The 13,689-nt window shown below is 38.0% G+C and carries 13 protein-coding genes; 7 read left to right on the top strand and 6 right to left on the bottom strand.

Going from position 1 to position 13,689, the window contains the following annotated elements:
• Nucleotides 1-141: 141 nt before the first annotated feature.
• Genes AB2Q86_RS14780 through AB2Q86_RS14770 form a run of 3 tightly spaced genes read left to right on the top strand, consistent with a single transcriptional unit; the run spans nucleotide 142 to nucleotide 3,108 of the window.
• Nucleotides 142-2,310 carry a bacteriocin-associated integral membrane family protein gene (locus AB2Q86_RS14780; protein ID WP_012582291.1) on the top strand — a complete coding sequence of 723 codons (2,169 nt, stop codon included), beginning with the start codon at nucleotides 142-144 and terminating at the stop codon, nucleotides 2,308-2,310.
• Nucleotides 2,303-2,926: an ATP-binding cassette domain-containing protein gene (locus AB2Q86_RS14775; RefSeq protein WP_012582292.1), complete on the top strand. Its 624-nt coding sequence runs from the start codon at nucleotides 2,303-2,305 to the stop codon at nucleotides 2,924-2,926. Before AB2Q86_RS14780 ends, AB2Q86_RS14775 begins: the two co-directional genes overlap by 8 nt.
• A complete protein-coding gene (locus AB2Q86_RS14770) occupies nucleotides 2,923-3,108 on the top strand; it encodes a bacteriocin-like WGxF protein (protein WP_041176589.1) in 186 nt (61 codons plus the stop codon). The genes AB2Q86_RS14775 and AB2Q86_RS14770 overlap by 4 nt, the downstream gene beginning before the upstream one ends.
• A 42-nt stretch (nucleotides 3,109-3,150) precedes the next feature.
• Here AB2Q86_RS14770 and gshAB read toward each other — a convergent pair whose 3' ends face one another.
• On the bottom strand, nucleotides 3,151-5,481 hold the full coding sequence (gshAB, locus tag AB2Q86_RS14765) for a bifunctional glutamate--cysteine ligase GshA/glutathione synthetase GshB (RefSeq protein ID WP_003728643.1): 2,331 nt from the start codon (nucleotides 5,479-5,481) through the stop codon (nucleotides 3,151-3,153).
• Nucleotides 5,482-5,650: 169 nt separating this feature from the next.
• On the opposite strand from gshAB, the gene AB2Q86_RS14760 reads away from it, so the two are divergent.
• The 4 genes from AB2Q86_RS14760 (at nucleotide 5,651) to AB2Q86_RS14745 (ending at nucleotide 9,266) form a co-directional block, all read left to right on the top strand.
• The gene (locus AB2Q86_RS14760) at nucleotides 5,651-6,538 is read left to right on the top strand and encodes an ATP-binding cassette domain-containing protein (protein ID WP_003728642.1); all 888 of its coding nucleotides are present in this window, start codon (nucleotides 5,651-5,653) and stop codon (nucleotides 6,536-6,538) included.
• A 26-nt stretch (nucleotides 6,539-6,564) separates the two neighbouring features.
• On the top strand, nucleotides 6,565-7,695 hold the full coding sequence (locus AB2Q86_RS14755) for an ABC transporter permease (RefSeq protein ID WP_012582293.1): 1,131 nt from the start codon (nucleotides 6,565-6,567) through the stop codon (nucleotides 7,693-7,695).
• Between the two features lie 70 nt (nucleotides 7,696-7,765).
• The gene (locus AB2Q86_RS14750) at nucleotides 7,766-8,428 is read left to right on the top strand and encodes a DUF1129 domain-containing protein (protein WP_003739959.1); all 663 of its coding nucleotides are present in this window, start codon (nucleotides 7,766-7,768) and stop codon (nucleotides 8,426-8,428) included.
• A 100-nt stretch (nucleotides 8,429-8,528) separates the two neighbouring features.
• Entirely contained in the window at nucleotides 8,529-9,266 is a 738-nt protein-coding gene (locus AB2Q86_RS14745) for a MurR/RpiR family transcriptional regulator (RefSeq protein WP_003728640.1), read from the top strand.
• Between the two features lie 36 nt (nucleotides 9,267-9,302).
• Here AB2Q86_RS14745 and AB2Q86_RS14740 read toward each other — a convergent pair whose 3' ends face one another.
• The 5 genes from AB2Q86_RS14740 to AB2Q86_RS14720 are packed head-to-tail and all read right to left on the bottom strand — an operon-like array spanning nucleotide 9,303 to nucleotide 13,685.
• Nucleotides 9,303-9,611: a PTS lactose/cellobiose transporter subunit IIA gene (locus AB2Q86_RS14740; RefSeq protein WP_003722125.1), complete on the bottom strand. Its 309-nt coding sequence runs from the start codon at nucleotides 9,609-9,611 to the stop codon at nucleotides 9,303-9,305.
• Complete coding sequence (gene bglK, locus AB2Q86_RS14735) at nucleotides 9,604-10,488, bottom strand: beta-glucoside kinase (RefSeq protein WP_012582294.1); 885 nt, start codon at nucleotides 10,486-10,488, stop codon at nucleotides 9,604-9,606. The genes AB2Q86_RS14740 and bglK overlap by 8 nt, the downstream gene beginning before the upstream one ends.
• An 11-nt stretch (nucleotides 10,489-10,499) precedes the next feature.
• The gene (locus AB2Q86_RS14730) at nucleotides 10,500-11,852 is read right to left on the bottom strand and encodes a PTS sugar transporter subunit IIC (RefSeq protein WP_003725316.1); all 1,353 of its coding nucleotides are present in this window, start codon (nucleotides 11,850-11,852) and stop codon (nucleotides 10,500-10,502) included.
• Nucleotides 11,853-11,884: 32 nt separating this feature from the next.
• Complete coding sequence (locus AB2Q86_RS14725; RefSeq protein ID WP_003725315.1) at nucleotides 11,885-12,187, bottom strand: PTS sugar transporter subunit IIB; 303 nt, start codon at nucleotides 12,185-12,187, stop codon at nucleotides 11,885-11,887.
• Between the two features lie 43 nt (nucleotides 12,188-12,230).
• Entirely contained in the window at nucleotides 12,231-13,685 is a 1,455-nt protein-coding gene (locus AB2Q86_RS14720; protein ID WP_003725314.1) for a glycoside hydrolase family 1 protein, read from the bottom strand.
• Nucleotides 13,686-13,689: the final 4 nt, after the last annotated feature.

Here is a 13,689-nt window from a genome sequence, read left to right as displayed (position 1 = left end):
TTACATTTTTGGTTATACATTACTTTTTTGTGTTACATTGGGAATAGTTGGAATATTATAAAATTAAAACTTTGGAGGTTTCGTAGGGAAGGATATATTCTAACCTGTTTATTAGCTTTATATTAAAGTAAGGATGGTGTAATGAAAAAGTTTCTTTCTATTATTATTTTAGTAACACTTGTCATTGGTAATATAATGTTTTTTAATTTTATTAGTAATACTTTGTCGCGTGATTTTCTTTTTAAAGACCAGACAGAAGTGCAGTTTAAATATAAAGATGACTTTCAGGTTTTAGAAATTAATAATTCTATAAAGCAATTTTCAGAAGCGAACAATATTAACATAGCTCAGTATACATTTTTAGATGAACGCGATTTGAATATTTATGCCTCTAATTCCCAGTATTCACCAAATATAAAGCTTAAAAAAGGAGATTATCCCGATAAAAACCGTTTTTTGGCGAATCGGGAAAGTGGCGATGAAAAACAATCGGGTGTGATTTATCATCCTTCTAAGTATTGGTCTTTAAAGGTTTATGACTTTGGACAGATTAAAAATGTGGGTCTAAGTGATACTTTTTATGTAAGTGGCTTAGATAACCAAGATACTTATCAGGCTTTCTTAAAGGAATTTGAACAGTACGGGGAAATAACTACGAAAAGTGTTGACGTGAGCTGGTGGAAATATATTAATATCCCGTTACTTATGACTTTGCTTTTGTGTTTCGCTATTTTGTTTGTTTTTACATATTACTATTTAAGATACTCTAAACAACGGTTATTAGTTAATCGTATATGGGGGAATTCTAAGTTAGTTACATTAAAGTCTTTGTTCAATAAAACTATTAAATTTACATTGTTTAGTGAGTTAGTGATTTTGGTGGTTTTTGTTGGCATAGTTTTAGTAAGAGGGCTATCCGCATACTCAGTAGAAATAGTATGGAAGTTGCTTTTGTTTAATATACTTTTGTTGATTTTTATTCTGTTTCCGATGTATTTCTTTGGTTTACTTAGAATACAGAAAATCGATCAACCAAAATCTGACCAACATATGCAGTCGGCAAAACAACATTTGGCTATCAATTTAGTTATTAAATTTGCTCTGCTTTGTGTATTTATAGGCACGATTATAGCGTCCTATCAGTCGCTGCAGACGTTAAATACAAGACTAGCTAATATGGACGTGTGGAATGATGCAAAGAACATTTTTAAAGTAAACGTAGGAGTTTTGCCCGAGAATATTCAAGACGATTTAAAAGCTGATAGAAAATTAAATGATAAGTTAAATGCTTTTTATAAAGAAGGAACAGCTAAAAAAGAGATGTTTTTAATGTATTCAAATAATTTTACGCGGGTTGAAAATGATACTTTTTTATATGAAACCTATTTGAATAAGATCTCTGAAATAAATTCGCCTGAAGGGAACAGCGTAGAGATTGATTTTAATTACTTAAAATTAAACCCGATTAAAAGTGTACAAGGGCAGAACGTGGAAAATGAAGCAATAATCAATGATAAAGTTTTGAATATTATAGTTCCTATGAGCAAGAAGGAATTTGAGAAAGACATAAAAAAAGCTTATCTTGATCACTTCTATTTTCAAAAGGTAGAGCTAGCTAATATGTACAATGAGGCTTTGAATCGTCCTGTTTTAGAGATAAGTAAGGACGACTTAAGTATCAATATTATTTATGCTGAAAATAACCAAGACTATTTTTCCTATGATAGTAGTGCGGGGGATTTACGAACGGGGAACATCACAGATCCAATAGCGATTATCTATACAGGGAACATTGATTCATCTAGTATTGGCGCTCATGTAACTTCTTCTGTATATTTCGTTGATAAAACGAAGGGCGATGCGTTTAATGCTATTTTGCCACTTATTAATAATTCAAATGCAAGAGAAATTACCAATGTAACGAGTGTTTATCAAGAAGTATCAAGCGAATTAACTGCTTTAAAATGGCAAATTTATCAGCAATCGATAGGTACGATTATTTTAGCGATAAGCTCCTATTCTTTTATGATATTGCTTGTATTGTCATATTACCGGGAGAACTTATATAAACAACTTATTTACCATGTATTTGGATATTCGTTTTGGAAAAGTAGTAAATGGTTTATTATAAGTAATTTGGCCGTGTGTGCTTTTTCGGGAGTCATTACTTTCATCATTACTAAAGAATCAATTGCTTTATATTTTAGTGTAGTTATTCTTCTCATAGAGCTATGTGTTATTTACTTCTTAAAGGAAAAAGTAATTAATAAAGATTTTAAAGCCATACTAAAAGGTGAAAAATATGATTGAATTAGTTAATGTCAGTAAAAAGATACAAGATAAATTGATTTTGGAAAAAGTCTCTCTTTCTATTGGAGCTGGTGAATTTATTGCAGTCGTCGGCGAGAGTGGTAGTGGGAAGACCACGCTGCTAAATGTTATCGGACACTTAGATTCAAAAGATAGTGGGCAAGTTATTATTAACGAGATGGAATATCAGACGAAAAAAGAGGTTATGACTCTAAAAAAAGAGGTGTTAGGTTTTATATTCCAAAATTATCTATTGATGGAAAATGAAACAGTGTTTGAAAACTTATCCATTACAGGCGGAGAAAATCGCAAGCTGATGATAGAGCATTTGGAAGAAGTAGGAATGGATGAGAGCTATTTAGCAAAAAAAGTATACCAATTAAGCGGTGGAGAAAAACAACGGATTGCAATTGTGCGCATTTTACTCAAACCATTTCAACTTTTACTTGCGGACGAACCAACAGGAAATTTAGATACTAAAAACAAACAAAAAATCATTGAATTATTTTTAGCATTGAAAAAGCAAGGTAAGACTATCGTTTGTGTTACGCATGACCCGGAAATATCCGGAAAAGCAGATCGAATCATTTACATTGAAGGAGGCGAAATAGGATGAAAATTGTTAGTATTTCTTTAGTAAATAGTCTATTAATACTCTTTGTGGTGCTTATTCATAAAATTTTCTTTAGGGTATTATTGCTTGGATATGAAAACTTGTTTATCTATTGGGGCTCCTTTGTTTTAATCTATTTCATTTTAAATTTAATTACAAACAGGCTGCTGTTATCTAGGACTTAAATAATAAAAATTCCAGCTACGAGTTTAGTAGCTGGGATTTTTTTATTCAAACAAGAAATCTAAAATCTTATCACCAATTTTTTTCTTCTCCCCTTGATAAGGGAAGCAGTGCATATGCATCGCGGGATTGAAATTAAGCTCGATGATAGCATGCTTATCACGGTCGATTGTTTCACGTGGAACAATTATGTCTACGCCGCAAATTTTGGCGTCAAGTACTTGTGTCGCGCGAATAGCTATCTCTTTGAAGTAGTCATCCATTTCTTCGGTATAGTCAATGCTGTCGCCACCTGTGCTGACGTTGGAGTTTTCGCGAAGGTAGATGATTTCTTCTGCCTTAGGGATGCTGTCCCAAGAAAGGTTTTGCATGGAAAGCATTAGCGTTTCTTCTGGACCAGTACGGATTTTTTCAAGTGGTTTTAAATGGTCTGTTCCGCGCAAAGGATCAGTGTTCTTCTCTTCAACCAGCTCGCGCACTGTATGGATTCCGTCGCCGGTTACGTTAGCGGGGACACGTTTTAGTACAGCTTCAACTTTGTCGTTAATAACTAAGAAGCGGAACTCGTCGCCAGGAATGAACTCTTCAATAATAACGGAGCTATCATAGCTAAATGCGATATTTAAAGCTTCTTGGTAATCTTCTAGCGAGAATTTATTTTTGAAAATACTGATACCCCACCCGTAGTTGGTGGATTTTGGTTTAACAACGATTTGTTTATCCTCAAATAGGGAGAAAGCTTCTAGTGCAAGGGCTTGGTCGCTAAAACTGTCGCCAAATGGAACACGAATATCATGTTCTGCAAGTACAAGTTTAGTTACTACTTTATTTTCCATCATTAAAACGGAAACGTAGTTGTCTTTGGATGTTTTGCTCGCTTGTTTTACATACTCCACATGGTCGCCTTTTTGGAAGCGAAGGAAGTTTTCGGCCCGGTCTAATACGTCGACTTTGATGCCGCGCGCGATGGCGTCTTTCCAGATGATTTGGGTGGAAAGCTCCATGTCTTCTGCGCCAATCAATTTGTAGGCTAGAGCTTCGGTTTCTTCCATGTAAGTTTTGGCTTGGTTTAAATGGAAATCAACGTAGCCTTCTTTTGTTACTTGTTGTTTTACTTGTGCAGCAATCGTTTTTTCAGGGTGTAGCAGACGTTCTTTTTGTTTTTCGATGATTGCTTGGAGTTTGGTGTCTTCTGGTCGCAGGCTTTGGATGAAATCGCTCATCTTATTGAGCTCTAAAAGTCCAGCCTCTACGACAGATATTTCTTCATTATCACAATTTTTCAGGGCAGGCTGCGCGAGACCATTAAGCGCGATATTATTTTCGTTTTCATCGGCTAATTGTTGGTTGTTGGAGCATAATTCGCGATCTTCTGAAAGCAAACCTTTAATTAAAAATAGGTGAATAAAAGCAAGCTCGTCTTTAGAAATACCATTCGGCTCCAATGGATTTAGATCAATAGAGCGAATTTCTAAATATTCCACGCCGTGCTCCGCTAAACTTTCGACTGTTTGGTCGGTATGCGCATTTTTCAAACGAATCGGGTTGTAAAATTCGCGCATACTCTCGATTTTTCCTGCTTCGATATAGTTAGAGATGCTAGAAATATAAGCGTCGAATGAATTGTAATCAACGTAAAGGGCTTCTTTGTTTTTATAGCCAGCATTACTATTTCGAAGAGAAATTCCATCACGAAGCGCGCTGCTACCGTCTGGAAGGGATTCTTCGTGCTTCGTTTTCGAGAAATCAGCAAGGTAAACCGGACTTGCGCCAGTTAAATAAATAAGCAACCAGCGATTTTTCATAAAGTATTTTGCGACTTTTAAATATAGTCGATTTTTAAAATCTTGCTTTGATTCTTCTGGAAGACTAATTTTGTCATAAAGCCCGTCAATTAAAGCTTCTGGGAATGAAAAATTATAATGAATGCCAGATAATAATTGGATTTTTTTACCGTAGCCTTTCGCTAAATGCTCGCGGTATTTTCTGTCCGGGCTATCAGGCGTTTTGTATTCAGCAATTGGAATATCTTCTTCTGCTGGTAAAATGGGTGGATTGCTAGACGGCCAAAGTAGTTCGTTTTCTGAGCGCAACGAAACGATATTATGAAGATTTTCAAGCCATTCATATACAGAGTCAATCGAGTCCGTTACCGGGGTAATCATTTCAATCTGACTTTCCGAAAAATCGGTTTTGATATATGGGTTATCTTCTTTTGGACCGAAAATGGCTGGATGTGGCGTAAGAGCCAATTTTCCATCAGAAGTTACGCGAATATTTTCTTTTTCTAAACCAAAATGTCCAGAAAATAAATACTTCCGGAGTGTTGGGTTTTCTTTAAAAGAATCGAGCATTGTCATATCAAGTTTTATCATGTTTTCACCTCAGGGGTTTTAAATAAGTTCATATAGGGATATTTTACCGCAATATGTGAAATTAGTATAATGATTGGTTTGTAATTTTTCATAAGGAATTGGTGGAAAATTTTTAAAAATGTAGAAAAAATATGGTAGAGCTTATATAATGAGTGAAAGAGGTGGAATAATGAAAATTCGGAACTTAACTAAAAAGATGGATGATAATTTGGTTTTGAAGGATGTTTCATTTGATTTAAAAGCGGGAGAAATAACCGCATTAATCGGTCGAAATGGCGTGGGGAAGACGACACTTTTTTCGACGATGACGGGAATTTATTTGCCGGATGAGGGCGATGTTTTCTTAGATGAAGAGAGTATTTTTAAACACCCAGAAGTGAAGCAACAGCTATTTTTCTTGGAAGATAATATGAACCATTTTAATACATATAGTGTGCAAACAGTTGTTAAGATTTATCGGCAAATTTATCCGACTTTTGATGAGGCTTTTTTCAGTGAATTAATGCAGCGATTTGAACTGCCGATGAAGGCTAAGTTAATGTCTTTTTCAAAAGGACGAAAAGCGCTATTTTTTATTATTTTAGCTTTTTCGATTAATGTTCGATTTTTGCTGCTGGATGAGCCAATGGACGGGCTGGATATCATTATTAAAAAGCAGATTCTAGCGATAATAAAGGATACGGTGAAAAAGCGCGGAACGAGTGTTGTGATTGCGTCTCATCGATTGGAAGAACTTGAGGCGATTGCGGACCGAGTAATTGTGTTAAAAGGCGCGAGTGTGGAATTTGATTATTATTTAGAAGACATGCGGACGGACGCAGTGAAAATACAAGTGGCATTTAAAACGAAAAAAATACCTGACTTTGTGAAGAATAACGCGCAATTGTTGTATCGTAATGGGCGGATTTACACGCTTCTAGTGACTAAAAACGCTAGCAGTTTTCTTGCTGAATTACGTTTAGAAGAGCCAGTTTTACTAGAAGAGATGTCAATTTCGATAGAAGATATTTTCACGGTGCATTTAGCGAATGACAAAATAGATTATTACGAGATCTAAAACAGGCAGGAGGGATGAGGCTAATCATGTTTAATCGAGGTTTATGGTACCGAGAATGGCGTAATATGAGATGGATGCTTTTGGGTGTGGTGCTATTATTTTTCTTAGGAATTACTTTGGGGTTAATGTCAGATGCAGATAGATGGAACAGTCAAAAAGAGTACTACGAATCGAGCGAGTTTTTAAAACAGCAGAAAGAAAATCCTGAATTTAAAACTTCTGATGAAGAAATGAAAGCTAGTTTGACAGTGGCTTACTTGGCGATTCCGATGTATACAAATTTTGTTCAAGAAGAGTTTGTAGATTACATGCCGTTTATGTTTTATTTTCAAATAGAAATGTTTTTTACATTAATTAAGGTGAGTGTTTTTATATTAGGGGTTTTGGCAGTTATATTCGAACGCTACACAAGAGCGAATCGCTTTACGGCATCATTACCGTATAAGCGGACGCATATTGTTGGGGTTAAAATGGTGATGGGAATAGCGACGATTGCACTGAGTTATCTCGTTTCAATGGGATTAGGCTTGGGGTACTTCATGTCGCATGTTCCAAAAGAATATATTCAGCTAGATGTACCGAAATTTTGGGTAGATATTATTGGCGGATTATTTACATATATTCTTATATTTTTAGTGGCTATTTTAATTGGTTTACTGATAGGTTCGCCAATTGCTGCAGCTTTTGTGGCATTTGGGGTGATGTTACTACCAAGTGTGTTAAATCCTACTCTAGATAACATGTATAACTTTATTTGGCCGCATGGCGGGGATGAAGGGATGTCTAAACTGTTACGATTTGAGGATTATGTAAATATATTTTCTCCGTTTTCGTTTGAGTCCGCATCGTTTGGAGCTGTTATTTTCAGCGTAATATTAAGCGTGCTAATGGTTGTAGCTATTTTAATTTTATATAAGAAGCAGCATATTGAACGCAGTGGTTATTTGTTTGCTTTTTCTTGGGTTAAATGGCCATTTTTAGTCTTATTTTCGGTGTTTGTTGGGATGGTTGTTGCCAATATGGCAGTGACGGATACAGAGCTTGGTTTCATTGGCTATTTGGCTTGGGGAATAGGCGCGACTATTGGTAGTTTTATTTTAGCACTCTACATCTTAAACAAAATGCGAGGGCTTTTTCAATTGTCTAAAACGAATTAAAAAAATAGCTTTTTTATAGTTGGCAAGTCCGGTATAATAGAGGATAGAATGAGCGAGGGAGGATTTAGCATTGACGACAGAAACAGAAACGATTAAACCGCAGTTAGCTGAATTGAAAGCTAATTTAACGAAGCGGAACTTGCAATATGTGATGGAAGTAGAAAAACATTTGCGAGAAACTCATTACGGCGCCGAACAACAAGAGATTATTGTTTATGAAATGAGCGAAAAGATTTTAGCCGAACAGAAAAAAGGCATAACAGCGAGAAAATTATTTAATTTAACACCAACAGAATATGTTGTTTCTTTAGATGTGAAAGCTGCTACAGTGGAGCAAAATACGGACAAATGGTGGCTAGTACTTGACGGCGGACTCCTTGTACTTGGAGCGATGATGCTGATTTCCGGAATTAGTGCTTATTTCCAAAAAAATGCGCAGACTTTGGGAATTATCGTGTTGTTAATCACTGCGGTTGTCGGTGGTTTTGCAATGCTTATCTTACGTAAATACGCATCTAACATGCGTGCAGGGCAAAAAGGTGGAACGATAAAATACTTATTAGTAGCAGTCGGAGTCATTGCAGTGTGGATGTTTGTAATGACGATTGTACAAGTAACTATTCCTCCAAATATCAATGTAGCGTTAAGTCCGATTGTTAACACAGTTGGTGGTGCAATTATTATTGCCCTACGTTTCTATGTGAAGAAAAAGAAAAATATTCCATCCTTATAAGAAGATGGATACGGACAGGTGACCTAGATTGCATAATGCGAGTTGGGTCGCCTGTTTTTATTTCCCGGGAAATACTGATACAGATGAGGTGAATAAACTTATGTTTTCGTATGAAGTGATTAGACAATTTACAGAGACAGAGCATCATTTATACCGTTACATAATGGACAATCGGGACAAAGTTATGTTTATGAGAGTGCGCGAGCTTTCGGAAGTGACGCACGTCTCGCCGGCTTCGATTGTTCGATTTACAAGAAAATTAGGCTGTGAAGGCTTTTCGGAATTTAAAGTGAAGCTAAAACAAGAAGCGACTCGTGAGGTAAAGAAGAAAACAGCGGATACAGTGGAAGTTTTAGAGGAATTCTTTGAACGAACAATGAACCGTGATTATGATCATGTGTTAGACGCGGCGGCGGAAATTATTAATGAAGCCGATTTAGTCGTGTTTTTCGGAATTGGGACTTCAGGGATTTTGGCAGAATATGGCAGTCGTTTTTTCTCCAATATGAAGAAGCGGACTTTTTACATTAAAGATCCATTTTATCCTAACCCGGGGGAGCAATTTAAAAATAAAGCAGTGATGATTATACTTTCTGTGTCGGGCGAGACGGACCAGGTGCTTGAACAGGCGCAAAATATGCAACAATATGGCAGTCGGATTATAAGTATTACTAATACGAGCCACAATACGCTTGCGGGCTTATCTGATGTTAATATTCCGTATTATGTAACGCAAGAAATGGTTGATAAGACGAATATTACGACGCAAATCCCAGTACTTTTTTTACTGGAAGCGATGGCGAAGAAAAATTATAATCAAGAGCAAATAGACGAATAGAAAAGCGTGTAGGTTTCAGAGCCTACACGCTTTTCTTTAGTTTATTTTTTTGTATACATGCACGAACTCAGTGACAACTTCTCTTAATGTTTCTGTTGTGATGAGTAGGTCTTCTGCATGGATTAGAAGTAATTGGATTTCCACTTTTTCACCGGATGCTTCTTTTTGGATTAGCTTATGGTGCTCGTGGTGCCCGTTTGCGAGTGTTTCGCCACCTTCTTTTAGTTTTGCTTCCGCTTCCTCGAAATTGCCTTCACGAGCCGCGCGAAGTCCTTCTAAGTAACTGCTTCTCGCAGAACCAACTTGGCTAATCATCCCAAAGATTACTGTTTCCATTTCATTCATGTCTATTTTCCTCCTGTAAAAAGTGATACACTGCGCCGAGTAGGCCAGCTTGGTTTTTATGTGTTGCTGTTTCGATAATCGTGTCACGCAGCCCAAAGCTCTCCATATGGTGTTTTAGCTCCGTGATAAAAGTAGGGCGACTTGTAATTCCGCCGCCAATAAAGATATGCGTTGGATCGAACAAGTAAATTAAATTATAAAGACCTGTACAAATCCCGGTATAAAACTCGTTAATAAGACGTTCTGACACGGCATCATGCGCGTCATACGTAGCAAAAATCTCTTCACCAGTAATGTCTTCCAAAGGGCGTCCGGTAAGTTCTGCATATTGTCTACGAAGAACGAGCATTGTGGTTGTCTCATTTAGCGTATATTTGCCAGGACGGAAAGCCCCCGGACGTTCGCTAAACATATAACCAAACTCGCCAGCCCGGAAACGACCACCACGAACTAATGCGCCATTAGAAAAAATACCGCCGCCAATCCCAGTTCCGATTGTTAGACAAAGAAAATCATCCAAATCTTGTCCTTTACCAAGCCATTTTTCGGCGAGTAGGGCGCAATTGGCGTCATTTTCAATGGCAACAGGAAGTCCGTTTTCCGCTTCAAGCCATTCTTTCAAATTAAAGTTATCAAATCTACGGATAGCGCCGCCCATTGTAATAAGTCCGGTTTTCGGGTTCACATAGCCAGGCGCGCTGACTGCAATTCCGGTTACATCCTTATTTTCAGTAAGAAATAATGTCATTTCTGCTAAAATTTGGTCGCCGTCGCTACCGCTGATTTCGGCTGATTTTGTTAATATAATTTCACCATGCGGCAAAACGACCCCCATTTTAAGGGCCGTTCCACCGATATCAAAAGCTGCAATTTTCATTTTGTCACATCCTATTGTTCCGTTGAGGCTGTTGCATTTTTGTCCATTGCAGCATCACTCGCGGCAATTTTGTTAGATACAAGTACGAATGGTAGATAAATGACTGTTGCGACGGCTAGACAGAGCAAGCCGACCAGAAGCGCGAGCCAGTTTCCTCCTGTACCAAGGAATGGAATCAGTGGTCCTGGAGTTGTCCAAGGCACTTGATAGGCGACAGGTGGAATAAGTTTTGTTGAGATAAAGAAGTAACCAATTAATGTATTGATTGCTGGTGTAATGATGAAAGGAATAACCATAATTGGGTTCAATACGATTGGTAAACCGAAAATAACTGGTTCATTGATGTTGAAAATCCCTGGTGCAAGAGAAAGTTTCGCGATATCGCGGTAGTCTGCACGGCGAGAAGCGATAAAGATAGCAATCAGTAAACCTAGAGTCATACCAGATCCACCGTAGTTTGCAAATCCGTCATTTAGGCCAGCCCATGTTGCTGGGTATGGAGCTCCCCAAGCAGAACCGTGTTGTGCTACGTAAGATAAGTTATCTAAGTTTGGTTCAGTGAAGATGGTGTCACGAATAGCCGCAACAGTGTTAGGTCCGTGAATACCAAGTACCCAAAGTAAGTTAGAAACAAGCCCGATGATAATTACAGAGAATACGTTAGTTCCCATGTCTTTAAGTGGCGCTTGAATAACTGTGTAAACAAGGTCGTTTAAACCTTCTGGAGCGATTAATGTGATTAAGTAGTTAATTACAGAGAAAAGAATAGTGATGATGATAACTGGGATTAATACTTTAAAAGAACGAGCAACTGCTGGTGGTACTTGGTCAGGCATTTTGATCATTAAACGAGGGGATCTAGCTAGACGGCTAAATACTTCCCCAGTAATAATCGCTACAATAATAGCAACGAAAAGACCTTGTGCGCCTAAGAATTTAATTGTCATGTAAGATGCATTGTCAACTACTGTGTAAGGTGTATACACGATAAAGAATGCACCTATCGAGGTCAGTCCACAGAGCAAATCATCCTGTTTAAAGAAGATGGCGAGATTCCGTGCGACTAAGAATACAATCAGAATGGCCATAATATTGGTCGAACCTTGCATTACCGGCGAAAATACAGCCTGTGCATCGGCTAAATTAGGGAAAATTTTCCCTAGGAATAAGATTTTTGCAATAAAGCCATCTGGTGATAATACTGCGAAGTTAATCAAAGTGATAATTGAACCAGCCATAATTAATGGGAAAACTAAAATAAATGCATCACGAATTGCTGCAATATGGCGCTGCGAGTTCAATTTATTCGCAACTGGTACTAAAACACGTTCCATGCCGTGTTCAAATTTTGACATTATACTCATTTTAAAACCTCCCTATTTTGAATGAATCTCCCTTAACCAATCTCCGCGAAAGCTTTTTCAAGAACGGCTTTCCCGTTTAACATACCATAATCTTTCATATCGATAACTATAACAGGAATGCGACCCTGTACAAGTTCATCTACTTGCGGTTTTTGGTAACGGACTTGAGGTCCAAGCATTACGATATCCATTTTGTCCACAACGCTGCTAGCTTCTGATACTGGTAATGCTTCAATTTCAATTTCTTCCCCAATAGAGGTTGCGTGCGCTTTCATTTTAGTAACGAGTAAGCTTGTCGACATTCCGGCCGCACATACAAGTAATATTTTTTTCATTAAAATTTCCCTCCCAAAATGGTTGAAGCAGAGAGAACAAGGCTTATTTGCCCTGTTCTTCTACTAAATTAGCTCCGTTTGCTTCGATGGTCTTTTTATACCAGTAAAAACTATCTTTTTTATAGCGTTTTAATTCTTTTTCATCGTTTTCGTCGCGGTCCACATATACGAAACCGTAACGTTTTTGGTAGCCGTTTAACCAGCTTAGTAAATCTGTGAAGCTCCAAGTGCAGTAACCGAGCATCTCTACGCCGTCCGTGATTGCTTCTTGGATTGCTAGAGCATGCGCACGAATGTATTCAATTCGGTACTCATCATGGATTTTATGGTCTTCCGTCAAGCTATCATACTCACCAAGACCATTTTCTGTAATCATGATTGGTAATTTATAGCGGTTAGTAATTCTACGTAAGCCAATGCGCAAGCCAGTTGGATCAATGTCCCAGTCCCAATTCGTTTTCTCTAAGTATGGGTTGTTGGTGTTTTTGTATAACCCCGGTACACCAGTTTCCTCGGAAGTGCCTTTTTCACCAGTTGTATTCATTTTCCCAGAACCAACGCCGTCTTTCCCATTAAATGCATGAGTCATTGAGCGGTAATAGTTAACTCCCATGAAATCAGGTTTTCCTTTTTTTAGAAGTTCCGTATCGCCTGGTAAGATTTCCGGTGCAAGACCGTGCTCTTCCAGCCAGTTCCAAGTAGCAGTCGGATATTCACCCCATGTGTAAACATCCATCCAGAAATGGGCATTGAATTCTTCAGAGTTTTCAGAAGCTAACACGTTTGCTGGGTTGGCATCGATGGAGTAACTTGGTCCGTAAGCGAAACTTGGGCCAATTTTTCCGGATGTACCTAGCTCGCGGAATTTAGCAATTGCAGAAGCATTCGCCAAGTTCGCATTGTGATTTGCCGCAAACATACGCTTGTCGTCAGAAACGCCAGGTGGGTGATACGCTAATTTGTAGCCGTGTGAGATAAATACGTTTTGTTCATTAAGTGTTACCCAATATTTAACTCGGCCGTTAAAGCGTTCGAATAGAAGGGCAGCGTAGTTAGTGAAATCTTCTACGACTTTGCGCGACTCCCATCCACCATATTCGTCTTGAAGCCCTTGCGGAATATCCCAGTGGTAAAGTGTAACGACTGGCTCAATTCCATAAGAAAGAAGTTCATCAATCAAATTATCATAGAATTTAAGTCCTGCTTCGTTAACTTCCCCGTTACCATGCGGGATAACTCGACTCCATGCGACAGAGAAACGATATGCTTTTAGGCCCTGTTCAGCCATTAGTGCGACATCTTCTTTATAACGATGGTAATTATCCACCGCTACATCTCCGTTTGTTTCTTTGAATGTTGTTCCAGGAATACGAACAAATTCATCCCATACAGATGGTCCTTTACCATCCTCATCCCAGGCACCTTCTACTTGGTACGCTGCAGAAGCTGATCCCCATAGAAAATCTTTTGGGAAAGGTTTCAACTTATTATGTTCCATTATG

The sequence above is a fragment of the Listeria monocytogenes genome (assembly GCF_041765605.1).
GTDB classification, from domain to species: Bacteria; Bacillota; Bacilli; order Lactobacillales; family Listeriaceae; genus Listeria; species Listeria monocytogenes_D.
This window is presented reverse-complemented; position numbering and strand designations above follow the sequence as displayed.

What these genes read in the sequence shown, in the direction of transcription:
- AB2Q86_RS14775 (WP_012582292.1), top strand. Translation starts at nt 2,303, where the DNA reads ATGATTGAATTAGTTAATGTCAGTAAAAAGATACAAGATAAATTGATT.
- AB2Q86_RS14745 (WP_003728640.1), top strand. Translation starts at nt 8,529, where the DNA reads ATGTTTTCGTATGAAGTGATTAGACAATTTACAGAGACAGAGCATCAT.
- AB2Q86_RS14780 (WP_012582291.1), top strand. Translation starts at nt 142, where the DNA reads ATGAAAAAGTTTCTTTCTATTATTATTTTAGTAACACTTGTCATTGGT.
- bglK (WP_012582294.1), bottom strand. Translation starts at nt 10,488, where the DNA reads ATGAAAATTGCAGCTTTTGATATCGGTGGAACGGCCCTTAAAATGGGG.
- gshAB (WP_003728643.1), bottom strand. Translation starts at nt 5,481, where the DNA reads ATGATAAAACTTGATATGACAATGCTCGATTCTTTTAAAGAAAACCCA.
- AB2Q86_RS14740 (WP_003722125.1), bottom strand. Translation starts at nt 9,611, where the DNA reads ATGAATGAAATGGAAACAGTAATCTTTGGGATGATTAGCCAAGTTGGT.
- AB2Q86_RS14755 (WP_012582293.1), top strand. Translation starts at nt 6,565, where the DNA reads ATGTTTAATCGAGGTTTATGGTACCGAGAATGGCGTAATATGAGATGG.
- AB2Q86_RS14720 (WP_003725314.1), bottom strand. Translation starts at nt 13,685, where the DNA reads ATGGAACATAATAAGTTGAAACCTTTCCCAAAAGATTTTCTATGGGGA.
- AB2Q86_RS14760 (WP_003728642.1), top strand. Translation starts at nt 5,651, where the DNA reads ATGAAAATTCGGAACTTAACTAAAAAGATGGATGATAATTTGGTTTTG.
- AB2Q86_RS14730 (WP_003725316.1), bottom strand. Translation starts at nt 11,852, where the DNA reads ATGAGTATAATGTCAAAATTTGAACACGGCATGGAACGTGTTTTAGTA.
- AB2Q86_RS14725 (WP_003725315.1), bottom strand. Translation starts at nt 12,187, where the DNA reads ATGAAAAAAATATTACTTGTATGTGCGGCCGGAATGTCGACAAGCTTA.
- AB2Q86_RS14770 (WP_041176589.1), top strand. Translation starts at nt 2,923, where the DNA reads ATGAAAATTGTTAGTATTTCTTTAGTAAATAGTCTATTAATACTCTTT.